The following is an 18,122-nucleotide window of genomic DNA, read 5'->3' as shown; positions in this document are numbered from 1 at the left end:
TGGGTGCAGTATCCCGGCTCATGCGCACCCGCTTCTCCGCTCCGGGATACCCATGCTGATCCTGCTCCGCACTGCCGACGCGCGCATTGCCGCGCACATGACCGCCCCTCTTGCCGAGGCAGGGCTGCGGCTGGTGGTGGAACTGCCTTCGGTTGCGGATGCGGGTATGTCGGCCCCGGCAGGAGCGGCCCCCATGGTACATCCTGAACCGGATGCGCTGGTGGCCGACCTGGATTTGCTGGCCCCGCCGTGCCCGGGCCCCGGAACAGGCGGTGATGACACGGGCGGTAATGACACGGGCGGTAATGACACGGGCGGTGATGACACGGGCGACCGGTCTCCCCCCGCCCGACCTTCCAGAGCCTTCCCCGGTATTCCCTCTGGCATCCCCCCTGGCATCCCCCCTGGCATCCCCCCTGGCATCCCATTGATCCTGCTGCATACCTCCACGGCCCGCCAGGAATCGCGCCGCCTGCGCGCCGCAGGTCTGGGTGCGTCCGCCCACCTGTTGCGCGCGCCGTTTGCCGCCGGGGCGCTGGTTACCGCGTTGCGGGCAGCAGGGCTGGCCGCTCCGCCCGGCAGAGGGCCGCTGGCCACCGGGGTGCTGGCGCTGGGCGACATCGTGTTCGACCCGGTCAGTGGGCGCGCCACCCGCGACTTTCGCCCCCTTCCCCTGCACCCGCAGGAACGGTTGCTGCTGGAACTGCTGCTGCGCAGGGCGGGCAGCGTGGTGCCACGGGCGGACATTGCCCACTGGTGCCTGGATTATGCCGCGCTGGCGCCCGACAATGGCTCTCCCGCCCCTCACGCGCCCCATGCCCCCCATGCCCCCCATGCCCCCCATGCAGTTGACGTGCTCGTCTCGCGCCTGCGGCGCACGCTGGAACGCGCGGCAGGCTCCCGAGCCCCCGATGCGTACGGCCCCTCCGTCCCCACAGGCGGCACGCGCCTGCGCACGGTGCGTGGCGTGGGCTACCGGCTGGAAGCGGACTGACGCCCCGCGCGATCCGGCATCGCGGCGGGCTTGCCCAGCCGACATCGCCAACGAGGACCGCGCCATTCCTCTCTCTCTGCGTCCGCCGCCTCCACCGTGTCCTTCCCATCCCGTCCGCCTGAACATCCGTCCCCGCTGCCAGACAGGCCAGACGTACCAGCCTGGCTCGCCCCGCCCACCCGGCCCGTCCGGCTCGGTGGGTCCCTTGCCCCACTCCGGACTTGCGTCGCGGGCAAGCTTGTCGCATTGTCGCATTCCCGAACATCGCCGCGCCGCCGGGCATCGCCAATCCCCCCGGTCATGACCAACCGCCACCGCACTCCCTGCGGCACACCGCCCGGCCCGCGCGAACCATAGCCATCACGCCCAGCACGAGGACCCCGTGACCTACCGCACTCTTTCCGCCTGCGTCGCCGACCTTGAACGCCACAAGCACCTCGTGCGCATCGACGCAGAGGTGGACGCCAACCTCGAAATCGCCGCCATCCAGCGCCGCGCCTACCGCGCGGGCGCACCCGCCATGCTGTTCACGCGGGTGAAGGGCTGTCGCTTTCCCATGCTGGCCAACCTGTTCGGCACCATGGAGCGCACGAAATTCATCTTTCGCGACACCCTGCGCGCCGTGGAAGGCATCTTCCGCCTGAAGCTGGACCCCTTCGACGCCTTCCGCCACCCGCTGCGCTACACCGGCGTGCCGCGCGCCCTGTGGTCCATGCTGCCGAAATCCGTGTCCGATGGGCCGGTGCTACGCCACCGCTGCGCCATCAGCGACCTGCCGCGCCTGATCTCGTGGCCCATGGACGGCGGCGGCTACGTCACCCTGCCGCAGGTGTACACCGAAAGCCCCGACGCCCCCGGTCCCATGCAGTCCAACATCGGCATGTACCGCGTGCAACTGGACGGACCGGACTACGAGAAGGACCGCGAGGTGGGCCTGCACTACCAGATTCACCGGGGCATCGGGTACCACCACGCCCAGGCCCTGCGCCGGGGCGAACCGCTGAAGGTGAACGTCTTCGTGGGCGGGCCGCCCGCCATGACCCTGTCCGCCGTCATGCCCCTGCCGGAAGGCCTTGCCGAAATCCTGTTCGCCGGGGCGCTGGCGGGGTTCCGCATCCCCATGATTCGCCAGTCCCGTCAATCGCGCCGCCCCGGTGGCCTGCCCATTCTGGCGGAGGCCGACTTCTGCATCAGCGGCACCATCGCCCCCTACCAGAAGCCGGAAGGCCCCTTCGGCGACCACCTCGGCTACTACAGCCTGGCGCACGACTTTCCCGTGCTGCGGGTGGACGCGGTGCACCACCGCCCGGACGCCATCTGGCCGTTCACCACGGTGGGCCGCCCCCCGCAGGAAGACACCGTGTTCGGCGACTTCATCCACCAGCTTACCGCCGACCTGGTGCCCCAGGTGTTCGCGGGCGTGCGCGAAATCCACGCCGTGGACGCCGCCGGGGTGCACCCGCTGCTGCTGGCCGTCGGCAGCGAACGCTACGTGCCTTACGCCGGTGAACGCCAACCGCAGGAACTGATCACCTGCGGCATGGCCCTGCTGGGTTCCACCCAGACCTCGCTTTCCAAGTACGTGCTGATCATGGCCCACGAGGACGCCCCCTCCATGTCCACGCACGACTTCCCCGGCTTCTTCACGCACATGCTGGAGCGCACCGACTTCACCCGCGACCTGCACTTCGTCACCCGCACCACCATCGACACCCTGGATTACACCGGCATCAGCCTGAATCAGGGCTCCAAGCTGGTCTGGGCGGCGGCGGGCCCGCGCAAGCGGCAACTGGCCGACAACCTGCCCGGCGACCTGCCGCTTGATGCCCGATCCGAAGACGGTGAGGCCACGATGGCAGGCGGCGGCGCCTTCGGCGATCCGCGCCTGTTCGGCAGGGGCATCGTGGTGCTGCGCGGGCCCAGGCATACCGCAAGGCGTGACCAGCACGACCCCGCCATGCATGCGCTGGCCGCCCGGCTGGCCCATGCGCACGGGCTGGATGGCCTGCCCCTGTTCGTGGTGGTGGACGACCCGGCCTTCACCGCCGCCAACTGGGAGAACTTCCTGTGGGTGGTCTTCACCCGGTCAGACCCGGCCACCGACATGTACGGCGCGGGCGAATTCACCCACTGCAAGCACTGGGGGTGCACCGGCCCGCTGGTCATCGACGCGCGGCTGAAGTCGTTCCATGCACCGGCGCTGGAAACCGACCCCGACGTGGAACGCCGCGTGGACGCGCTGGCAGCGCCCGGCGGTCCGCTGCACGGGTATCTGTAGCTTCTCCCTCTTTCCTGCCTCGTTCACGACCCCGCACATCACGGCGGCGCGGCGACCAGATCGCCGTGCCGTTTTCTTCTTTGGTAACGGTTTGCGGATATTCCACTTTATGCACCCGCACGGCATTCCGCCACACGCCCGTCACCCGCTCGCCGCGCGCAACACCCCTTTTCCGCTGTCCATTTCTTGAACTTGTGCTACATTTAAGGCATTCTTGCATGCCCATCCCTTCGGTGGCGCCCCCTGCACGCCGCCGGGATAGCTTCGCACCGTTCGCAGAGGTTGCCATGTCCCATTCCGGCTCCGAGTTGCTGACCCGGCCCGCCGCCCCCTCCATCGCCCCCGCCCGCATCCCCGGTATGGACGCGGACACCGGCACGTGCACCGTCGCCTTGCAGCCATTCGCCGCCAAGATGGCTCGCGCCGGGCTGCCGTCCCCGCTGGTGGCGCTGTTCGCCTCCTACCTGGAGGAACTGGCCTGCGGCAGCACCGGGCTGATCCCCGAAGCGGACATCCTGCCCGTGGGACGCGACGACCTGCCCCTGCTGGACGATCTTGCCCCCTACGCCGCCACCGGGCGCGCCCGCCTGCGCGAGGCCGCCTGCATCAAGCTGAACGGCGGCCTTGGCACCAGCATGGGCATGACCCACGCCAAGTCGTTGCTGCCCGCCAAGGACGGGGCCACCTTTCTCGAACTCATCGTGCGCCAGGCCGAGCACCAGCGCCGCAGCCACGGCGGGCCTTCGCCCCTGCTGTTCATGAACAGCTTCTCCACCCATCAGGACACCCTGCGCGCGCTGGACGTGCTGGGCCTGCAACACACCGGCAGGCCGGGCACCTTTTTGCAGCACCGCTTTCCCAAGGTGTCCCGGGCCACCCTGCTGCCCGTGGAGTACCCGGAAAACCCGGACCTGGAATGGAACCCGCCCGGCCACGGCGACCTGTACGCCGCCCTGGCCCTGTCCGGGCACCTTGTCCGGCTGCTGGAATCGGGCCGCCGCTACGCGCTCATCTCCAACGCCGACAACCTGGGGGCCACGCTGGACCCGGCCATTCTCGGCTACCTCATGGAAGAGGCCATCCCCTTCCTGATGGAATGCGCGCCGCGCACCCCGTCCGACCGCAAGGGCGGCCATCTGGCCCGCTCGCGCGACGGCGGGCTGGTGCTGCGCGAACTGGCCCAGTGCCCGGATGGGGATTTGCCCCGCTTCCAGGACATCGCCCGGTATGGGCTGTTCAACACCAACAACATCTGGCTGGACCTGCGCGCCCTGCGCCAGCACATCGACGAACACGGCCTGCTGCGCCTGCCCATGATCCGCAACCCCAAGACCGTGAACCCGCGCGACCCCGATTCGGAAAAGGTCTGGCAGGTGGAAACGGCCATGGGCGCGGCCATTTCGCTGTTCCCCAAGGCGCGGGCCATCGTCACCCGGCGCGAGCGCTTTCTGCCGGTGAAACGGTGCAGCGACCTGCTGGTATTGTGGTCCGACCGAACCCTGCTGGACCCCGACGGCCGCGTGCGCCCCAATCCTGCCTGCACCACCGCCAACGTGCTGGTGGAACTGGATGGCGCGCACTACGGCACCTGGGACAGGCTGATGGCCCGCTTTCCGCACGGGGCGCCATCGCTGCTGCACTGCGATGCACTGGCCGTGCACGGCGACGTGCTGTTCGGCGGTGATGTCACCGTGCGCGGGCGGGCGGTGGTGCGCAATCCCTCGTGCATGCAGGCGGCCATCCCCCACGGCGCGGTGCTGGAAGGCGAAGTGTACCTGTAGCCGCGTGGCCGCGGGTGCATCCCCCGGCACAGCCGTCGTGTCCCCCGGCGCAGCCGTCGTGTCCCCCGGCGCAGCCGCGTCCGTTGTCGTGCCTGCAACCGCGCACCACAGCGGGCGTCTTCACCCCGTGGCACAACGCATTCGTCCTTTTTCCACCCGCTGCCCTCCGCCGCGTGGCCCTGCGCCCCCGTACCCGCAGCCAACGTGCGCCACCGCACGCACACGCACGCCGTAACCACGCGCGGCCATTTCTAGATTTTTTCTTGAGCTTTTTTTCGCTCTGACCTAACGTGCCCCGTGAGACCGGTGTGCACGGGGGCATGCTTGGCAATTGCTTGCGCCCGTGTGGCGCGCATGCAGGCCATGCGGCCCGGCCCGCCGGAACGGAGACGCACGGGTGGAGCACGTCGTGCCGCGCCGCCGTCACCGCCCCCGCAGGACGACAGCCGCACCCCGAGCAGGGAGGGCGAACATGCCTCAGGTTGCCGCCAGGATATCGTCGGATCAGGAACGCTGGCTCAAGGACTACTTCCGCACCAAGAGCGCCGGGGCGGAATTCATCCTGCCATGGGCCGTGGATACCTTCTTCCGCGCCATTTCCTCCATCAAGAGCATCTTTTCCGGGCCGGAACTCAAGACCATCATCGAGGCCCACAAGGACCTGCGCCTGCTGCCCGACCACACGCGGCTGTCCTATCTGCTGCTGCGGGTCATGGACGCCTGCGACGTGGGCATGGTGCACACCAAGCACGGGGCCAGCAAGGCCAGCCTGGAAGCCAAGCTGAAACGCCTGGACGACACCCAGGCCACCGCGCTGATGGTCTGGGCCGCCGCCTACTGGGTCAGCCGCAACTGCACCGCCGACAGCCTGGACGAGTACATCAAGGAATACTGAGCCGTTGTGCTCTTGCTGCACCGGCAGCGCCCGCCCTGCGGCCCGCATGCGAAAAACGGGGGCCCGGACAGGGTAACAGCCTGAACACGGCGGCAGCAGCACGCGCAAACATCCCAACCGGACACCGGACAACCGGGTAACCGGACGGAACGGCAAGGGGCGCCGGATCATCACGATCCGGCGCCCCTTGCGTTTGCCCTGCGGCGTGGGGCTATGCGTCCTTGCCCGGGGCTGCTTCCGGCCTGTTCGCAGACTGAACTTCCGCCCCGCCATCCGGCGTAAAGAAACGCAACCGCAACGCATTGCTGACCACGGAAACCGACGAAAGCGCCATGGCCCCGCCCGCGATCATGGGCGACAGGGTGGGCCCGCCAAAGGCATGCAGCACCCCTGCCGCCACGGGAATGCCCAGCACGTTGTAGCCAAAGGCCCAGAACAGGTTCTGGCGGATGTTGAGCACCGTGGCCCGGCTGAGGGCAAGGGCCGTGAGCACCCCGTCCAGCCCGCCGCGCAGCAGCACGATGTCGCCCGCCTCCACCGCCACGTCGATGCCGGTGCCCATGGCGATGCCCACCTGGGCGCGGGCCAGGGCCGGGGCGTCGTTGATGCCGTCGCCCACCATGCCCACCACATGCCCTTCGGCCTGCAAGGCGCTGATGGCCTGCTCCTTCTGGTCGGGCAGCACTTCGGCGCGCACGTCGTCAATGCCCGCCTGCCGCGCCACGGCCAGGGCGGTACGCTTGTTGTCGCCGGTCAGCATCACCACGCGCACGCCCATGCCACGCAGGCGGCGCACCACTGCCGGGGCTTCCGGCTTCAGCGGGTCGGCCACGCCCAGCAGGGCGGCCATGCGGCCATCCACGGCCATGTACAGCGGCGTGCGGCCCTGCTCGGCCAGCGCATCGGCGCGTGCGGTGACGCTGGCCGCATCATGCCCGGCCACGTTCTCCGCCGCCATGAAGGACGCATTGCCGATGGCGACGACACGCTGCGCGCCGTCATCCACCGCCACGCTGCCGCGCACCCCCTTGCCGGGCACGGCCAGAAAGTCCTGCACCGGCCACGAGGAAAGGCCGCGCTCCGTGGCTCCGGCAGCCACGGCCTCGGCCAGGGGATGCTCGGACAGGGCTTCCAGCGAGGCGGCAAGACGCACCAGCATGGATTCGTCACCAAGCTCGTCACCGGGCGCGCTGCCGGAGACCGGTGTTGTCTCCCCTGCCGCGCTCGCCGTTGCGGTATCCGTCAGCGCCACCACGTCCGCCAGCGCCACAATGTCTGTCAGATGCGGGCTGCCCACGGTGAGCGTGCCGGTCTTGTCGAACACCAGCGCGGTCAGCCGCCCGGCCTGCTCCAACGCCTCTCCGCTCTTGATCAGCACGCCAAGCTGCGCGCCGCGCCCGGTGCCCACCATGATGGACGTGGGCGTGGCAAGGCCCATGGCGCACGGGCAGGCAATGACCATCACCGCCACGAATATGCGCAGGGCAAAGGTGAATTCCGCCCCGGCGGCGTACCATGCCACACCCGCCAGCACCGCCAGCGCCATCACCACCGGGACGAACCACAGGCTCACCCGGTCGGCCAGATTGGCGATGGGGGCCTTCGACCCCTGGGCATCCTGCACCAGCCGGATGATCCGGGCCAGCACGGTATCCGCGCCCACGCGCTCTGCCCGCATGACGAACGAACCGTGCCGGTTGATGGTGCCGCCCGCCACCGGGTCGCCGGGGTTCTTGGTCACGGGCAGGCTTTCGCCGGTCAGCATGGCTTCGTCCACGCTGCTGGCGCCTTCTTCCACCACGCCGTCCACGGCGATGCGCGTGCCGGGCCGCACCAGCAGCCGATCACCGGCCCGGACGGACGCCACGGGCACCTCGCGCGCCTCGCCGCCTTCCATGCGCAGGGCGGTGTCGGGCGCAAGCTCCATCAGGGCCTTGATGGCCTCGGACGTGCGGGTGCGCGAGCGCAACTCGAAGTACTTGCCCAGCGACACCAGCGCAATGAGCACCGCCGCCGACTCGTAGTACAGGTCCATGACCCGCCGGGCCACTTCCACGCCAAGGCCGATCTCCACGGTGTTCCACAGGCTGTAGGCAAAGGCCGCGCCCGTGCCCACGGCCACCAGTGAATCCATGTTGGGGGCGAGGCGCGCCAGATTGCCGAAGCCGATGCGGTAAAAATCGCGCCCGAACCACATCACCGGCAGCGTCAGCAGCAGTTGCGCCAGCGCGAAGGCCAGCGGCGCGTGGTGCGGGTCGAGCCAGGCGGGCAGGGGCAGGCCCGCCATGTGCCCCATGGACAGCACCAGCAACGGAATGGTGAAGGCGAATTCATGCACCAGTTTGCCGCGCATGCGGGCGAGGCGCGCGGCGGCTTCCTCTCGCTGGGATTCCCACAGGGCGACGCCCGAATCCTGCCGGGGCAGGATGCGTTCCGCCTCGAACCCCAGTTCCGCGATGCGTGCGGGAATGGCGGCGGCCAGGGCATCCGCCGCATCCGGGGCAAGGCCGGGTGTGGGTGTGACCTGCGCCGTTTCCGTGGCCAGGCTGACGGTGACGGCGGCCACGCCTTCCATCTGGCCCACGGCACGTTCGATGCGCGCGGAGCACGCCGCGCAGTGCATGCCGCGCACGGCGTAGCGCAGCAGTCCGTCGTCCTGCCCGGCGGCAGATGCGGGGTCGGGCAACACTGCCTCAAAGCCAAGGTCCTTCACCCGCTCGGCAATGTCGTCCAGATGCAGGGCGGCGGGGTTCCATGCCACATCCATGGTCTCCGTGGCCAGGTTCACGCTGATGCGCGACACCCCGTCCATCTGCCCCACCATGCGCTCTATGCGTCCCGCGCACACCGCGCAGGTCATGCCGCGCACCGGCATGACCAACCGAGACAAGCCGGGCCGGGACAAGCCGGGCCGGGACAAGTCGGGCCGGGACAGGTCTGGAGAGGCATCCCCGTTCGCAACGGAAGGGCTACCGGAAGAGGCGGTGGGCTGCGGCGAAGCGCCGGGCAATTCGTCGGGCGTGGTCATGCGGGCTCCTGGGGTCAGCGGTACGGGGCGACTGCCCCTGCGCCGACCGAAACGACAGCCCCGGACCACGGCGGCCTGTTGCCAAACCGCACCCCGGAGCCTATGTTGTTGAAAGGCGTTCTCATTCAAGTAATCCCGTGCCCGCCGCAAGGCAAGGGCACGCGCAACATTCATGACCCGCAAGCCAAGGAGCCAGCCATGCCCAGCGTTACCGTGAAGGGAATGTCGTGCAATCACTGCAAGATGTCCGTAACCAAGGCCGTTGCCGGGGTTTCCGGCGTCAAGGACGTGGACGTCAGCCTGGAAAAGGGCGAGGCCGTATGGACGGAAACGGCCCCGGTGGACGTGGATGCCGTGAAGGCCGCCATCCGCAAGGCCGGATTCGACGTGGAATAGCCCCTTCGGGCCGCACGCCGCGCCCCTTTTCGGACGGCGGACATGAAAAAAGCGGGACGGCGCATGCCATCCCGCTTTTTGCGTTTGCGAAGTATCTCGATAGTCAGGGGCTGTTTCCGAATCAGGCAATCAAGGCAAGTGTGCCGAAGCTTATTGGACGCGGACCTCGATGCCCTTATCCCCGCTCTTCACCACTTCATGCTTGGTGGGCGCGGCCTTCAGGTCCAGCACGATGCGGGTGTTTTCACCGTAGCGACCCACGCGCACCTTCTCGATGACCCGGTTGGATGGCACCACAGGCGCGGACACCGACCATGCGCCGACCAGGTCCAGGGCCAGCCGGTCGGGGTTGGGCAACACGATGTACTTGTACTGGATGGGCGCATCGCCTTGCAGGTGCAGGATGGCCGTGCTGCCCGAGAACTTGATGGTGGCCGAGGTGATGGCATGGTCGCCCTTGGCCGTCTGCGGCACAGTCGGCGCGGCAGCGGCCTTGGCCGGGGCCGTCTGCGTGGCGGCGGCGGGTGCGGCGGATGTGACGGCCTGGGGCTTGGCGGCAGGGGCGGCCTTTTCAGCCCTGTCTTTGGCAGGAGCCGGAGCGGCCTTCACCGCCTGCTTGGCGGGTGCGGCCTTTTCCGTGCCCTTGGCGGGTTCCTTCTTCTTGCTTTCCAGCGGGGTGGCAAGATCGGCACCTGACTTGGACGCCATGCGGCCCAGCGCGGTGCGCGGTTCGCCAGACGCGGCCGAACCCGCGGGGCCGGTCGGGGCGACGGCGGATTCGCCCTCGCCGGGCGAAACCATGCCCGCCGGGGTTTCGGTCATCATGCCACCGGGCTGGCCGCCGGACTGGCCGGGGGCCAGGGCGCCCTGTCCGCCCTGCTCGAAGTAAGGCATGCCCGGTTGTCCCTGTTGTCCCTGTTGCCCCGGTAGCCCAGACTGGCCCGGTTGGGGTTGCCCCTGCGCGGGGCTCTGCATCGGGGCCTGCACGGAGGGGCCATCCGCCGGGGCGGACTTTTCGTCGCCGGAGCCGAAATGGTTGAACAGGATGAGCGCCATGGCGAACAGCACGACGGTGGGGATCAGCATGGCGATGGTTTTGTTCATCTCTAGAAAGTCTCCTTACCGGGCGGCCTTGCGGGTCGTCCCATCATCGTTGGCGGCGCCAGTCTTCCGTTCCAGCACAAAGTCGAGAAAACGGCGCGAGGGATCGAGGTCGGGCGACAGGTCCAGCGATGCACGCAGGTGCCGTTCCGCCCGTTCCATGTCGCCCATGTCGTAGTAGGCACGGGCGATGTTGAAATGCACGTGGCTGTCGTCCGGCGAAAGGTCCAGTGCGCGCAGATGATGCCGGATGGCGATGCGCGGCAGCTTGCTCTTGCGCAGGTTGATGCCGAAATCGGTGAACATGTGGCGATGGGCGGGCACGAATTCGCCGGGGGCTTCGGCCAGCCGTTCCAGCGCGCGCACGGCGCGGTCGCGGTCGCCGCGCCGCAGTTGGGCCAGCGCGGTGGCGAAGTCCGCCCGCAACGCACGTTCGGTCTGCGCGCCCACCTCGTGCCCGGCGATGTCGCCGGAACGGCGGGACGCATCACGCCCGGCGGCCATGCCGGATGTCTGGCCGCCGCCGCTGGACGGGCTCGCCTGTCGGGCCTGCCGGGCCAGATTGGCGGAATTAATCAGATTGACGGGGCTGGCGGAATCTGCACCGTCAGCCTCGGCCTGGCCGGAAGACGCTGGCCGGACAACGCCCTCGCGCTCTCCGTAGGCAGCGGCCATGGGGGCGGTCCTGATCGGCACGGCAAGGATGTCCGGCTCGAAGGCAAAGCCGCGCGCCAGTTCCGCCCTGCTGACGGCACGGCGCTCGCCCGTGGGCTCCATGCTGGCCGACAGGGGCTGCACCACGTACCCGCCCGCGTCGTGCTCCCACACGAACCAGTAGCGCTTGCGCGCGGCGGTGCGCCCCGGTGCCCCGCCGCCGGGCCTGCCGGGTTGGCGAGGCTCGACGCTGGAATAGACGCCCTTGAAGATGCCGGTCTCCATATCTGCTCCTGTCACGACACGGCGTGCCGCGTGACGCAGGCGCGCCGGGCCCAGATGTACCCTTTTTCGCGGGCGTTGCAAACGGGCCGAGACATGCGGGACGGCGGCGGCAACGCGCCCGTTGCGCCCGTTGCGCCCGTTGCGCTGGTCGCGCTGGTCGCCGTCACGATTCTCCCGTGTCCGCCTGGATCCCCCGGAACACGCAATCCCGGACTAACCCAGTTGAACCGGACCGAACCGGATCAAACCGGACCGGACCGGGCCGGGCCGAACCGAATCGGGCCGGATCGGGCCGGATCGGGCCGGATCGGGCCGGATCGGGCCGGATCGGGCCGGATCGGGCCGGATCGGGCCGGATCGGGCCGGATCGGGCCGGATCGGATCGAACCGCACCGGACCGGACTGGGCTGGGCTGGACCAGACAAGACCGGACTGGGCCGGGCCAAGGTAGACCGGGCGGGGCATGCTGCGGCACGGCAGCGCAAGACTCTGCCCGCCGTCGCCCCAACTGGACGCGCCGTGGCTTTTCCTTTATCCATGCCGGATGCATGAAATGTCCGTCGCATCCAGCGTCATCTCCATCGTTCAGGAAGAGCTGGCCAAGCACTCCGCCACCCGGCTGCTGCTGGTCCGCGTGCGCTTCGGCGCGCTGGCCAACCTCGTTCCCGAGGCCATGGAATTCGCCTTCGAGGCCATGACCATCGGCACCGACTTCGAGGGCGCCAGACTGGAACTGGCCATGGCCCCGGTGAAGCTGCTGTGCGGCGGCTGCGGCAAGGAATTCGAGCCGCAGGGCAAGGAACTGCTGTTCGCGCCCTGCCCCGCCTGCGGCGAGGAAGCCGGGCACCACGTGCTGGCCGGGCGCGAGCTGTACGTCGAACACATCGAAGCTGAATAGGGGGCTAGCGTGGAAATACCCGTGGTCAGGAACGTGCTGGAAGCCAACGACAAGATGGCCGTGCAACTGAAAGGCCTGTTCGCCCGGCACGGCATTCTGGTCCTGAACATGATCAGTTCGCCCGGCGCGGGCAAGACCTCGGTGCTTGAACGCACCCTGTCCGACCTGCGCGGCGAATTCCGCATGGCGGTCATCGAAGGCGACCTGCAAACCGACAACGACGCCCGCCGCGTGGCCGCCACCGGGGCCAAGGCCGTGCAGATCAACACCGACGGCGGCTGTCACCTGGACAGCAACATGATCCTCGAAGCGCTGTCCAACTTCGACCTCGCGGACATCGACATCCTGTTCATCGAGAACGTGGGCAACCTGGTCTGCCCGGTGGAATTCGACTGCGGCGAAGACCACAAGGTGGCCCTGCTCAGCGTGACCGAGGGCGACGACAAGCCCGAAAAATACCCGCTGCTGTTCAATCTTTCCACCGTCATGCTGCTGAACAAGGTGGACCTTTTGCCCTACGTCGACTTTGACGTGGAGCGGGCCAAGCGCTTTGCCACACACCTGAACAAGGGGCTGACCATCTTCCCCATGTCCTGCCGCAGCGGCGAAGGGCTGGAAGGCTGGTACGACTGGCTGCGCACGGCGCGGACCGCCAAGCGCGGGTAGCGGCAGGCGGAACATCATCGCCACGGGCTTGCGGCATGGCAGGCGCGTGGTTACAGTAGCATACGTCGGGCAAGCATCCTCGTACCGACGCCGAATTCACCCCCCGGCCCGTCCGGCGCCCTGTGTGTGCCCGGACGGTTCCGGGGGTATGCCATTGCCGGAGGCAACACCCCATGAGCGATTCTTCTTCCTGTCAGGGCTGCCCCAGCGCGGCCGGTTGCGGCTCCGCCGGAAATCCCGAAGGCTGCCCCTCTTCTCCCTCTCCTGCTGCAAGCTCCGGCTGCGGCGGCGGGTGCGGTGGCCCCACGCCCGAACAGCAGGCCGAAGAGGCCCGCCTGCAAGCCACCCTGTCGCACATCCGCAACACCATCGTGGTCATGTCCGGCAAGGGGGGCGTGGGCAAAAGCTCCACCGCCGCCAACATTGCCGCCGGTCTTGCCCTTGCGGGCAAGCGCGTGGGCCTGTTGGACGTGGACGTGCACGGCCCGTCCATCCCCCGCCTGCTCAAGCTGGACGCCGCTCAGGCCGACGTTGACGGCGACACCATCCAGCCCGTGCTGTGGCGCGAGGGCGTCTCGCTTTCGGTCATGTCGCTGGGCTTCTTTCTGCCCGATGGCCGCCAGGCGGTGATCTGGCGCGGCCCCGTGAAGATGGGCTTCATCAAGCAACTGCTGTCCGACGTGGCCTGGGGCGAACTGGACTTTCTGGTGGTGGACTGCCCCCCCGGCACCGGCGACGAACCGCTGTCCGTGCTCCAGTTGCTGGGCGACGCCGCCCGTGCGCTCATCGTCACCACGCCGCAGGCCGTGGCCGTGGACGACGTGCGCCGTTCGCTGGGCTTCTGCGAAGACCTGAACGTGCCGGTGCTGGGCGTCATCGAAAACATGAGCGGCATCGTCTGTTCCAAGTGCGGCAACGTGGAATCGCTGTTCGGACAGGGCGGCGGCGAACGCCTGGCCAAGGAAATGAACGTGCCCTTCCTGGGCGCTGTGCCGCTGGACCCGGAAATCGTCCGCGCTGGGGATGAAGGCAACATCTACATCGCCTCGCACCCCGACCGCCCCGCCGCCACCGTGCTGCGCACCATCGTGGATGCGCTGGTGGAAGCGGACGCGCCGCAGGGGTAATTGCAAAAGCAACCGGGGGAAGGAACCTTTTGAAAAAGGTTCCTTCCCCCGCCCCCCCAACCTCCCAAACTTTTCATTTGGTCCTTTGTACCCCTGTTGCAATCACACAGCAGGGGCTACTTGACCCCCGTGAAAACAACCTAGGGAAAAGTTTTGAGAGAGGGATGGGGGCTCGGGGGAAGGGAGAGAACTTTTTCAAAAGTTCTCTCCCTTCCCCCGATATTCTTTCCTCCCCTCTCTACATCCCGGCCTCGGGCAGCCACAAATAATGGAACCCGGCACGCGAGGCAGCGTCCATGCCGGGCAGGCCCAGATCGATGAGCGCCATGCGACCGGACCCGGCGGGGGTGGCGGCAGTGGCGTATTCGGTGGCGCCGGGCAGGGGATCGCGGCGATAGGTGACCACGCGCAGGTCGCTGGTGCCGGTCAGGCTGGCGGTTTCGGCCAGGGCGTCCTCGAAGTAGCCGATGCGGTCCACCAGCCCGGCGGCCAGGGCCTGACGGGCGGTGAGGATGCGCGCGTCGGCGAATGCGGCTTCATGCCCGTGGCTGGCGGGCCTGCGTTCGCGTACCAGCCCCTGAAAACGACCGTTCATGTCGGCGATCATGGACTGGAACAGGGCGCGTTCCTCGTCGGTACCCTCGCGGAAGGGCGACCCCATGTCCTTGTGGTCGCCGGACTTGGTGACCACGGCGCGCACGCCGATCTTGTCCATGAGCCCGGCCACCTCGGGCCGCAGGAAGATGACTCCGATACTGCCGGTGACCGTGGAAGGATGCGCCACGATGCGGTCGGCGGCGAGGGCGGTGTAGTATCCCCCCGAGGCAGCGGTATCCATCATCAGGGCGACGACCTTCTGGCCGGTGCGTTCGCGGTGGCGCATCAGTTCGTGGTACAGCACGTCGCTGGCGGTAACGCCGCCGCCGGGGCTGTCGATGGCCACGATGACGGCCTTCACGTCCGGGTCCTCGGCGGCAAGACGCAACTGCGCCACCACCTCCTGCACCATGCCGGGCCGTTCGCGGAACAGGCCGGACTTGGGCCGGTTGTCGATGACGCCGTTGACGTTGATGAGCACGGCCTTGCTGCGGCCTTCTCCAAACACGGTTTCCTCGCCGAAGGGATCCGGCCCGCCGAAGAACGACGAACGCGCGCCGCACCCGGCAAGCAGGGCCGAACATGCCACCAACAGTACCAAAACGGACAGGAAGCGCGCGACAGGGCGCGGAGAATGCGATGTGGTCATGAAAACCTCCGTTGCGCTGGTACCTACCACATCCGGCTGGCCGTGGACAATGCGCGGTCGATGGCGCACATGTAACAGCGTGTAATCAGCAGGGGCCGCTGCCGACACCCGCGGGCCTTGACACCACCCCGCCCGGCACGGAGAATCCCCCCACCTGAACCACCCCGCATACCGTCGGGGACGGCGGTGCGCCCTCCTTCCGGACGCGCCCTGCCCGCCCCGCCCACATATCCCGGAGACGCCCCATGGCCGATACCCCTGACGACGATTTCGACAGCGCCAACCCGTTCCGCTCGCTGAACAAGCGCGCTTTTCGCGATGCCCGTGCGCCCAAGCCCGCCGCCAAACCAGCCCCTTCCGCGCCCAAGGCCGGGACACGTCACGGCGGCGGCCAGAAGCAGCCGGACGTTTCCCTTTCCTCCGAGGACGCCGAGGCTTTCCTGTTCGCCATGGGCACCGTGCAGCGGCTGGATGCGCCGAAGAAGCCCGGCAAGGGCAAACCGCAGGCCCACGTGAACCCGAAGCCGGTTCCGATGTCCGTAACGCCGGAAATGCCCGCATCGCTCCCGGTGGCCGACGCTTCGCCGTCCCCCCGCCCCGCTGCCGTCCAGACCGCACAGGCCGCCCAGGGTGCCCAGACCGCCCAAGCCGCCAGAACAGGCGCGCCCGCATCCACGGTGCGTGCCGCCGAGCGCGACAAGCTTGCGCCGGGCACGGCGGCCCGGCTGGACGCGGACGCTGGCCGCAACGGCTTTGCATTGCAGGACCAGCCGGGGTTCCGGCGGCTGCTGGAACACGCGGAGGGCACGCCCACGCCGGAAAACAGCCCTGCCGCGTCTCCGTCTGCCTCTTCAGGCACAGCAGGCGCACCCACTCCCGGCAAGCCCAATGCCGTGCCCGTCACCGCTTCCGAACGCAAGGAAGCGGTCCGCCAGCGTTCGCGGCAGGCCGTGGCCGACCACGAACAGACCCCGCCCCCGGACGAGGACAACCTGTTCAGCAAGGCCATGTCCGGCGTACGCACGCTGGCGGGCAAGGGCCGCGAGGTGCCGCCGGAAACCGCCCCGCGCGAGGCCGCCGCGCCCGCCGTGGGCCATCCGTTGCAGGACTTCATGGACGGCGCGGTGGAATTCGCGCTGGAATTCACCGACGAATACCTGGAAGGCCACGTGGTGGGGCTGGACGCGCTGACCGTGGGCAAGCTGCGCGCCGGGCAGTACAGCCCGGAAGGGCACCTGGACCTGCACGGCATGAACGCGCTGCAAGCCTACGAAGCCATGATCGGCTTCATGCGCGCGGCCTACCACAAGGGCATGCGCACCGTGCTGGTCATACCGGGCCGGGGCAGAAACTCGCCCGACGGCATGGGCGTGCTGCGCGAGAAGGTGCAGTCCTGGCTGACGCACGACCCGTTCAAGCGTGTGGTGCTGGCCTTCTGTACGGCCCAGCCCAGTCACGGCGGTGCGGGCGCGCTGTACGTGCTGCTGCGCAAGTACAAGAAGTCGCGCGGCAAGATCCAGTGGGACCGCACGCCCACGGATGCCGACCTGTTCCTGTAGGGACTGTTTCCCAATAGTCCTTTCGCCCGTTGGCTATGTCAAACTTCACCTGCCACTTCGGTCAAATACGATAAGAGTACGCGGTGCGGTCCTCATCCGTAATGCTCGAAGACTCGCATAACGGCTGAGGCGCGTTGCGGTCGCCATCCGTAATGCTCGAAGATTCGCATAACGGCTGCCGCACTCCCTCATGGCAGGCTCGTTTTCCTTGCCAACGAACGAAAATCCTAATTGGGAAACAGCTCCTCGTGTGGTACTCTGGGCAACCACTCCTGCGGCCCGCATCCCCTTTTCCACATTCGGGGCCGCATCCGGTCACATCCGCTTGCCTGCGTCGCCCCGTATTGTTAGTACATTCGTAATAACGGAGGTACACATGCAAGCCGTCAAGGTACGCAAGGTGGGAAATTCACTGGGCATGGTCCTGCCGAAGGAAGCCGTGGCCCGCTTGAACGTCCGCGAAGGGGACACCATCTACCTCACCGAGGCCCCGGACGGCGGGTTTCGTCTGACACCGGTCAACGAAGAATTCGCCGAACAGATCGGCCTTGCCGACGACATCATGCGCGAAGACCGGAACATCCTGCGCGAACTGGCCAAACGATGATCCGGTGGATACCCGCCGACGTGGTGCTGGCCATCCACGACCGGCAGATCGATGAACACGGGGGCGCAACGGGTGTGCGCGATACGGGGCTTCTGGAAAGCGCCTTGTCGCGCCCGAAGCAACTGGCCAACTATGACGCGCCGGACATCTTCGGTCTTGCCGCTGCCTATGCCTTTGGCATCGCGCGCAACCACCCCTTCGTGGATGGCAACAAGCGCACCGCCTACGTCATCGCCATGCTGTTCCTGCGCCTGCACGGCAAGGCCTGCCACGCCCCGCCGCGCGACAGGATTCTGGTCTTCGAACGGCTGGGCCGGGGCGATGTGCCGCAAGAGGCACTGGCCGCCTGGCTGCGCCGCTGGAGCGTGCCTGACGGCAACGGCGACGAATGAACCGCGCCTGTACTGTCCGCTCCGTTCGGGTTGGCCCTTGCCGCTTGTCTCCCCAAGGTGCGGGCCCCCCACGCTCTGGCACTCCGCCGCCACGCCATTCTCCAAACGCAGAAATCCCCCGCCGCGTTGCCGCGACGGGGGATTGTGCGTTCCATGGCCCTTCCACGCCACAAGGCCGGGGAAGGCCGAGGAGTCTCGGCAAGTGCAAGGCCGGA

Annotated in this window: 15 protein-coding genes; 11 read left to right on the top strand and 4 right to left on the bottom strand. The window is 68.1% G+C overall.

Translation table 11 applies throughout. From position 1 onward, the window contains the following. The first annotated feature begins 52 nt into the window (after positions 1-52). From DESTE_RS16890 to DESTE_RS16875, 4 genes are all read left to right on the top strand, one after another. Positions 53-994, top strand: a complete 942-nt coding sequence (locus DESTE_RS16890) for a response regulator transcription factor (RefSeq protein ID WP_035069162.1) — start codon at positions 53-55, stop codon at positions 992-994. A gap of 382 nt (positions 995-1,376) precedes the next feature. Continuing rightward, a complete protein-coding gene (locus DESTE_RS16885) occupies positions 1,377-3,272 on the top strand; it encodes a UbiD family decarboxylase (protein ID WP_035069159.1) in 1,896 nt (631 codons plus the stop codon). A gap of 287 nt (positions 3,273-3,559) precedes the next feature. Continuing rightward, a complete protein-coding gene (locus tag DESTE_RS16880) occupies positions 3,560-5,053 on the top strand; it encodes a UTP--glucose-1-phosphate uridylyltransferase (RefSeq protein ID WP_035070807.1) in 1,494 nt (497 codons plus the stop codon). Between the two features lie 472 nt (positions 5,054-5,525). After that, a complete protein-coding gene (locus DESTE_RS16875) occupies positions 5,526-5,948 on the top strand; it encodes a hypothetical protein (protein WP_035069156.1) in 423 nt (140 codons plus the stop codon). A gap of 211 nt (positions 5,949-6,159) precedes the next feature. Here DESTE_RS16875 and DESTE_RS16870 read toward each other — a convergent pair whose 3' ends face one another. Then, the gene (locus DESTE_RS16870) at positions 6,160-8,976 is read right to left on the bottom strand and encodes a heavy metal translocating P-type ATPase (protein ID WP_156925401.1); all 2,817 of its coding nucleotides are present in this window, start codon (positions 8,974-8,976) and stop codon (positions 6,160-6,162) included. Between the two features lie 198 nt (positions 8,977-9,174). Here DESTE_RS16870 and DESTE_RS16865 point away from each other — a divergent pair, with 198 nt between their 5' ends. Further along, entirely contained in the window at positions 9,175-9,372 is a 198-nt protein-coding gene (locus DESTE_RS16865) for a heavy-metal-associated domain-containing protein (RefSeq protein ID WP_035069153.1), read from the top strand. A gap of 150 nt (positions 9,373-9,522) precedes the next feature. Here the strand turns inward: DESTE_RS16865 and DESTE_RS18605 are convergent, their stop codons facing one another. Continuing rightward, positions 9,523-10,476, bottom strand: coding sequence for an AMIN domain-containing protein (locus tag DESTE_RS18605; RefSeq protein WP_035069151.1), 954 nt, complete (start codon positions 10,474-10,476; stop codon positions 9,523-9,525). A 15-nt stretch (positions 10,477-10,491) separates the two neighbouring features. Continuing rightward, positions 10,492-11,412 carry a tetratricopeptide repeat protein gene (locus DESTE_RS16855; protein ID WP_035069148.1) on the bottom strand — a complete coding sequence of 307 codons (921 nt, stop codon included), beginning with the start codon at positions 11,410-11,412 and terminating at the stop codon, positions 10,492-10,494. A gap of 553 nt (positions 11,413-11,965) precedes the next feature. Between DESTE_RS16855 and DESTE_RS16850 the strand changes: the two genes are divergently transcribed. From DESTE_RS16850 to DESTE_RS16840, 3 genes are all read left to right on the top strand, one after another. Then, positions 11,966-12,310 carry a hydrogenase maturation nickel metallochaperone HypA gene (locus DESTE_RS16850; protein WP_084559511.1) on the top strand — a complete coding sequence of 115 codons (345 nt, stop codon included), beginning with the start codon at positions 11,966-11,968 and terminating at the stop codon, positions 12,308-12,310. A gap of 9 nt (positions 12,311-12,319) precedes the next feature. Beyond that, complete coding sequence (gene hypB, locus DESTE_RS16845) at positions 12,320-12,976, top strand: hydrogenase nickel incorporation protein HypB (protein ID WP_035069143.1); 657 nt, start codon at positions 12,320-12,322, stop codon at positions 12,974-12,976. A gap of 173 nt (positions 12,977-13,149) precedes the next feature. After that, positions 13,150-14,103, top strand: a complete 954-nt coding sequence (locus DESTE_RS16840; protein WP_035069140.1) for an Mrp/NBP35 family ATP-binding protein — start codon at positions 13,150-13,152, stop codon at positions 14,101-14,103. A gap of 238 nt (positions 14,104-14,341) precedes the next feature. Here the strand turns inward: DESTE_RS16840 and sppA are convergent, their stop codons facing one another. Further along, entirely contained in the window at positions 14,342-15,349 is a 1,008-nt protein-coding gene (gene sppA, locus DESTE_RS16835) for a signal peptide peptidase SppA (protein ID WP_035069137.1), read from the bottom strand. Positions 15,350-15,594: 245 nt separating this feature from the next. Between sppA and DESTE_RS16830 the strand changes: the two genes are divergently transcribed. The 3 genes from DESTE_RS16830 (at position 15,595) to DESTE_RS16820 (ending at position 17,907) form a co-directional block, all read left to right on the top strand. Then, complete coding sequence (locus DESTE_RS16830) at positions 15,595-16,908, top strand: Smr/MutS family protein (protein WP_035069134.1); 1,314 nt, start codon at positions 15,595-15,597, stop codon at positions 16,906-16,908. A gap of 376 nt (positions 16,909-17,284) precedes the next feature. Continuing rightward, complete coding sequence (locus DESTE_RS16825; protein WP_035069131.1) at positions 17,285-17,515, top strand: AbrB/MazE/SpoVT family DNA-binding domain-containing protein; 231 nt, start codon at positions 17,285-17,287, stop codon at positions 17,513-17,515. Further along, the gene (locus DESTE_RS16820) at positions 17,512-17,907 is read left to right on the top strand and encodes a type II toxin-antitoxin system death-on-curing family toxin (RefSeq protein WP_035069128.1); all 396 of its coding nucleotides are present in this window, start codon (positions 17,512-17,514) and stop codon (positions 17,905-17,907) included. Before DESTE_RS16825 ends, DESTE_RS16820 begins: the two co-directional genes overlap by 4 nt. The last annotated feature ends 215 nt before the right edge of the window (positions 17,908-18,122 follow it).

The organism is Nitratidesulfovibrio termitidis HI1, from assembly GCF_000504305.1.
GTDB classification, from domain to species: Bacteria; Desulfobacterota; Desulfovibrionia; order Desulfovibrionales; family Desulfovibrionaceae; genus Cupidesulfovibrio; species Cupidesulfovibrio termitidis.
The sequence above is the reverse complement of the archived record's forward strand: the minus strand, read 5'-3'. Positions and strand labels throughout refer to the sequence as shown.

Coding starts and splice junctions, on each gene's coding strand:
- DESTE_RS16890 (WP_035069162.1), top strand. CDS start 53: ATGCTGATCCTGCTCCGCACTGCCGACGCGCGCATTGCCGCGCACATG.
- DESTE_RS16880 (WP_035070807.1), top strand. CDS start 3,560: ATGTCCCATTCCGGCTCCGAGTTGCTGACCCGGCCCGCCGCCCCCTCC.
- DESTE_RS16875 (WP_035069156.1), top strand. CDS start 5,526: ATGCCTCAGGTTGCCGCCAGGATATCGTCGGATCAGGAACGCTGGCTC.
- DESTE_RS16870 (WP_156925401.1), bottom strand. CDS start 8,976: ATGACCACGCCCGACGAATTGCCCGGCGCTTCGCCGCAGCCCACCGCC.
- DESTE_RS16865 (WP_035069153.1), top strand. CDS start 9,175: ATGCCCAGCGTTACCGTGAAGGGAATGTCGTGCAATCACTGCAAGATG.
- DESTE_RS18605 (WP_035069151.1), bottom strand. CDS start 10,476: ATGAACAAAACCATCGCCATGCTGATCCCCACCGTCGTGCTGTTCGCC.
- DESTE_RS16855 (WP_035069148.1), bottom strand. CDS start 11,412: ATGGAGACCGGCATCTTCAAGGGCGTCTATTCCAGCGTCGAGCCTCGC.
- DESTE_RS16850 (WP_084559511.1), top strand. CDS start 11,966: ATGTCCGTCGCATCCAGCGTCATCTCCATCGTTCAGGAAGAGCTGGCC.
- DESTE_RS16840 (WP_035069140.1), top strand. CDS start 13,150: ATGAGCGATTCTTCTTCCTGTCAGGGCTGCCCCAGCGCGGCCGGTTGC.
- sppA (WP_035069137.1), bottom strand. CDS start 15,349: ATGACCACATCGCATTCTCCGCGCCCTGTCGCGCGCTTCCTGTCCGTT.
- DESTE_RS16830 (WP_035069134.1), top strand. CDS start 15,595: ATGGCCGATACCCCTGACGACGATTTCGACAGCGCCAACCCGTTCCGC.
- DESTE_RS16825 (WP_035069131.1), top strand. CDS start 17,285: ATGCAAGCCGTCAAGGTACGCAAGGTGGGAAATTCACTGGGCATGGTC.
- DESTE_RS16820 (WP_035069128.1), top strand. CDS start 17,512: ATGATCCGGTGGATACCCGCCGACGTGGTGCTGGCCATCCACGACCGG.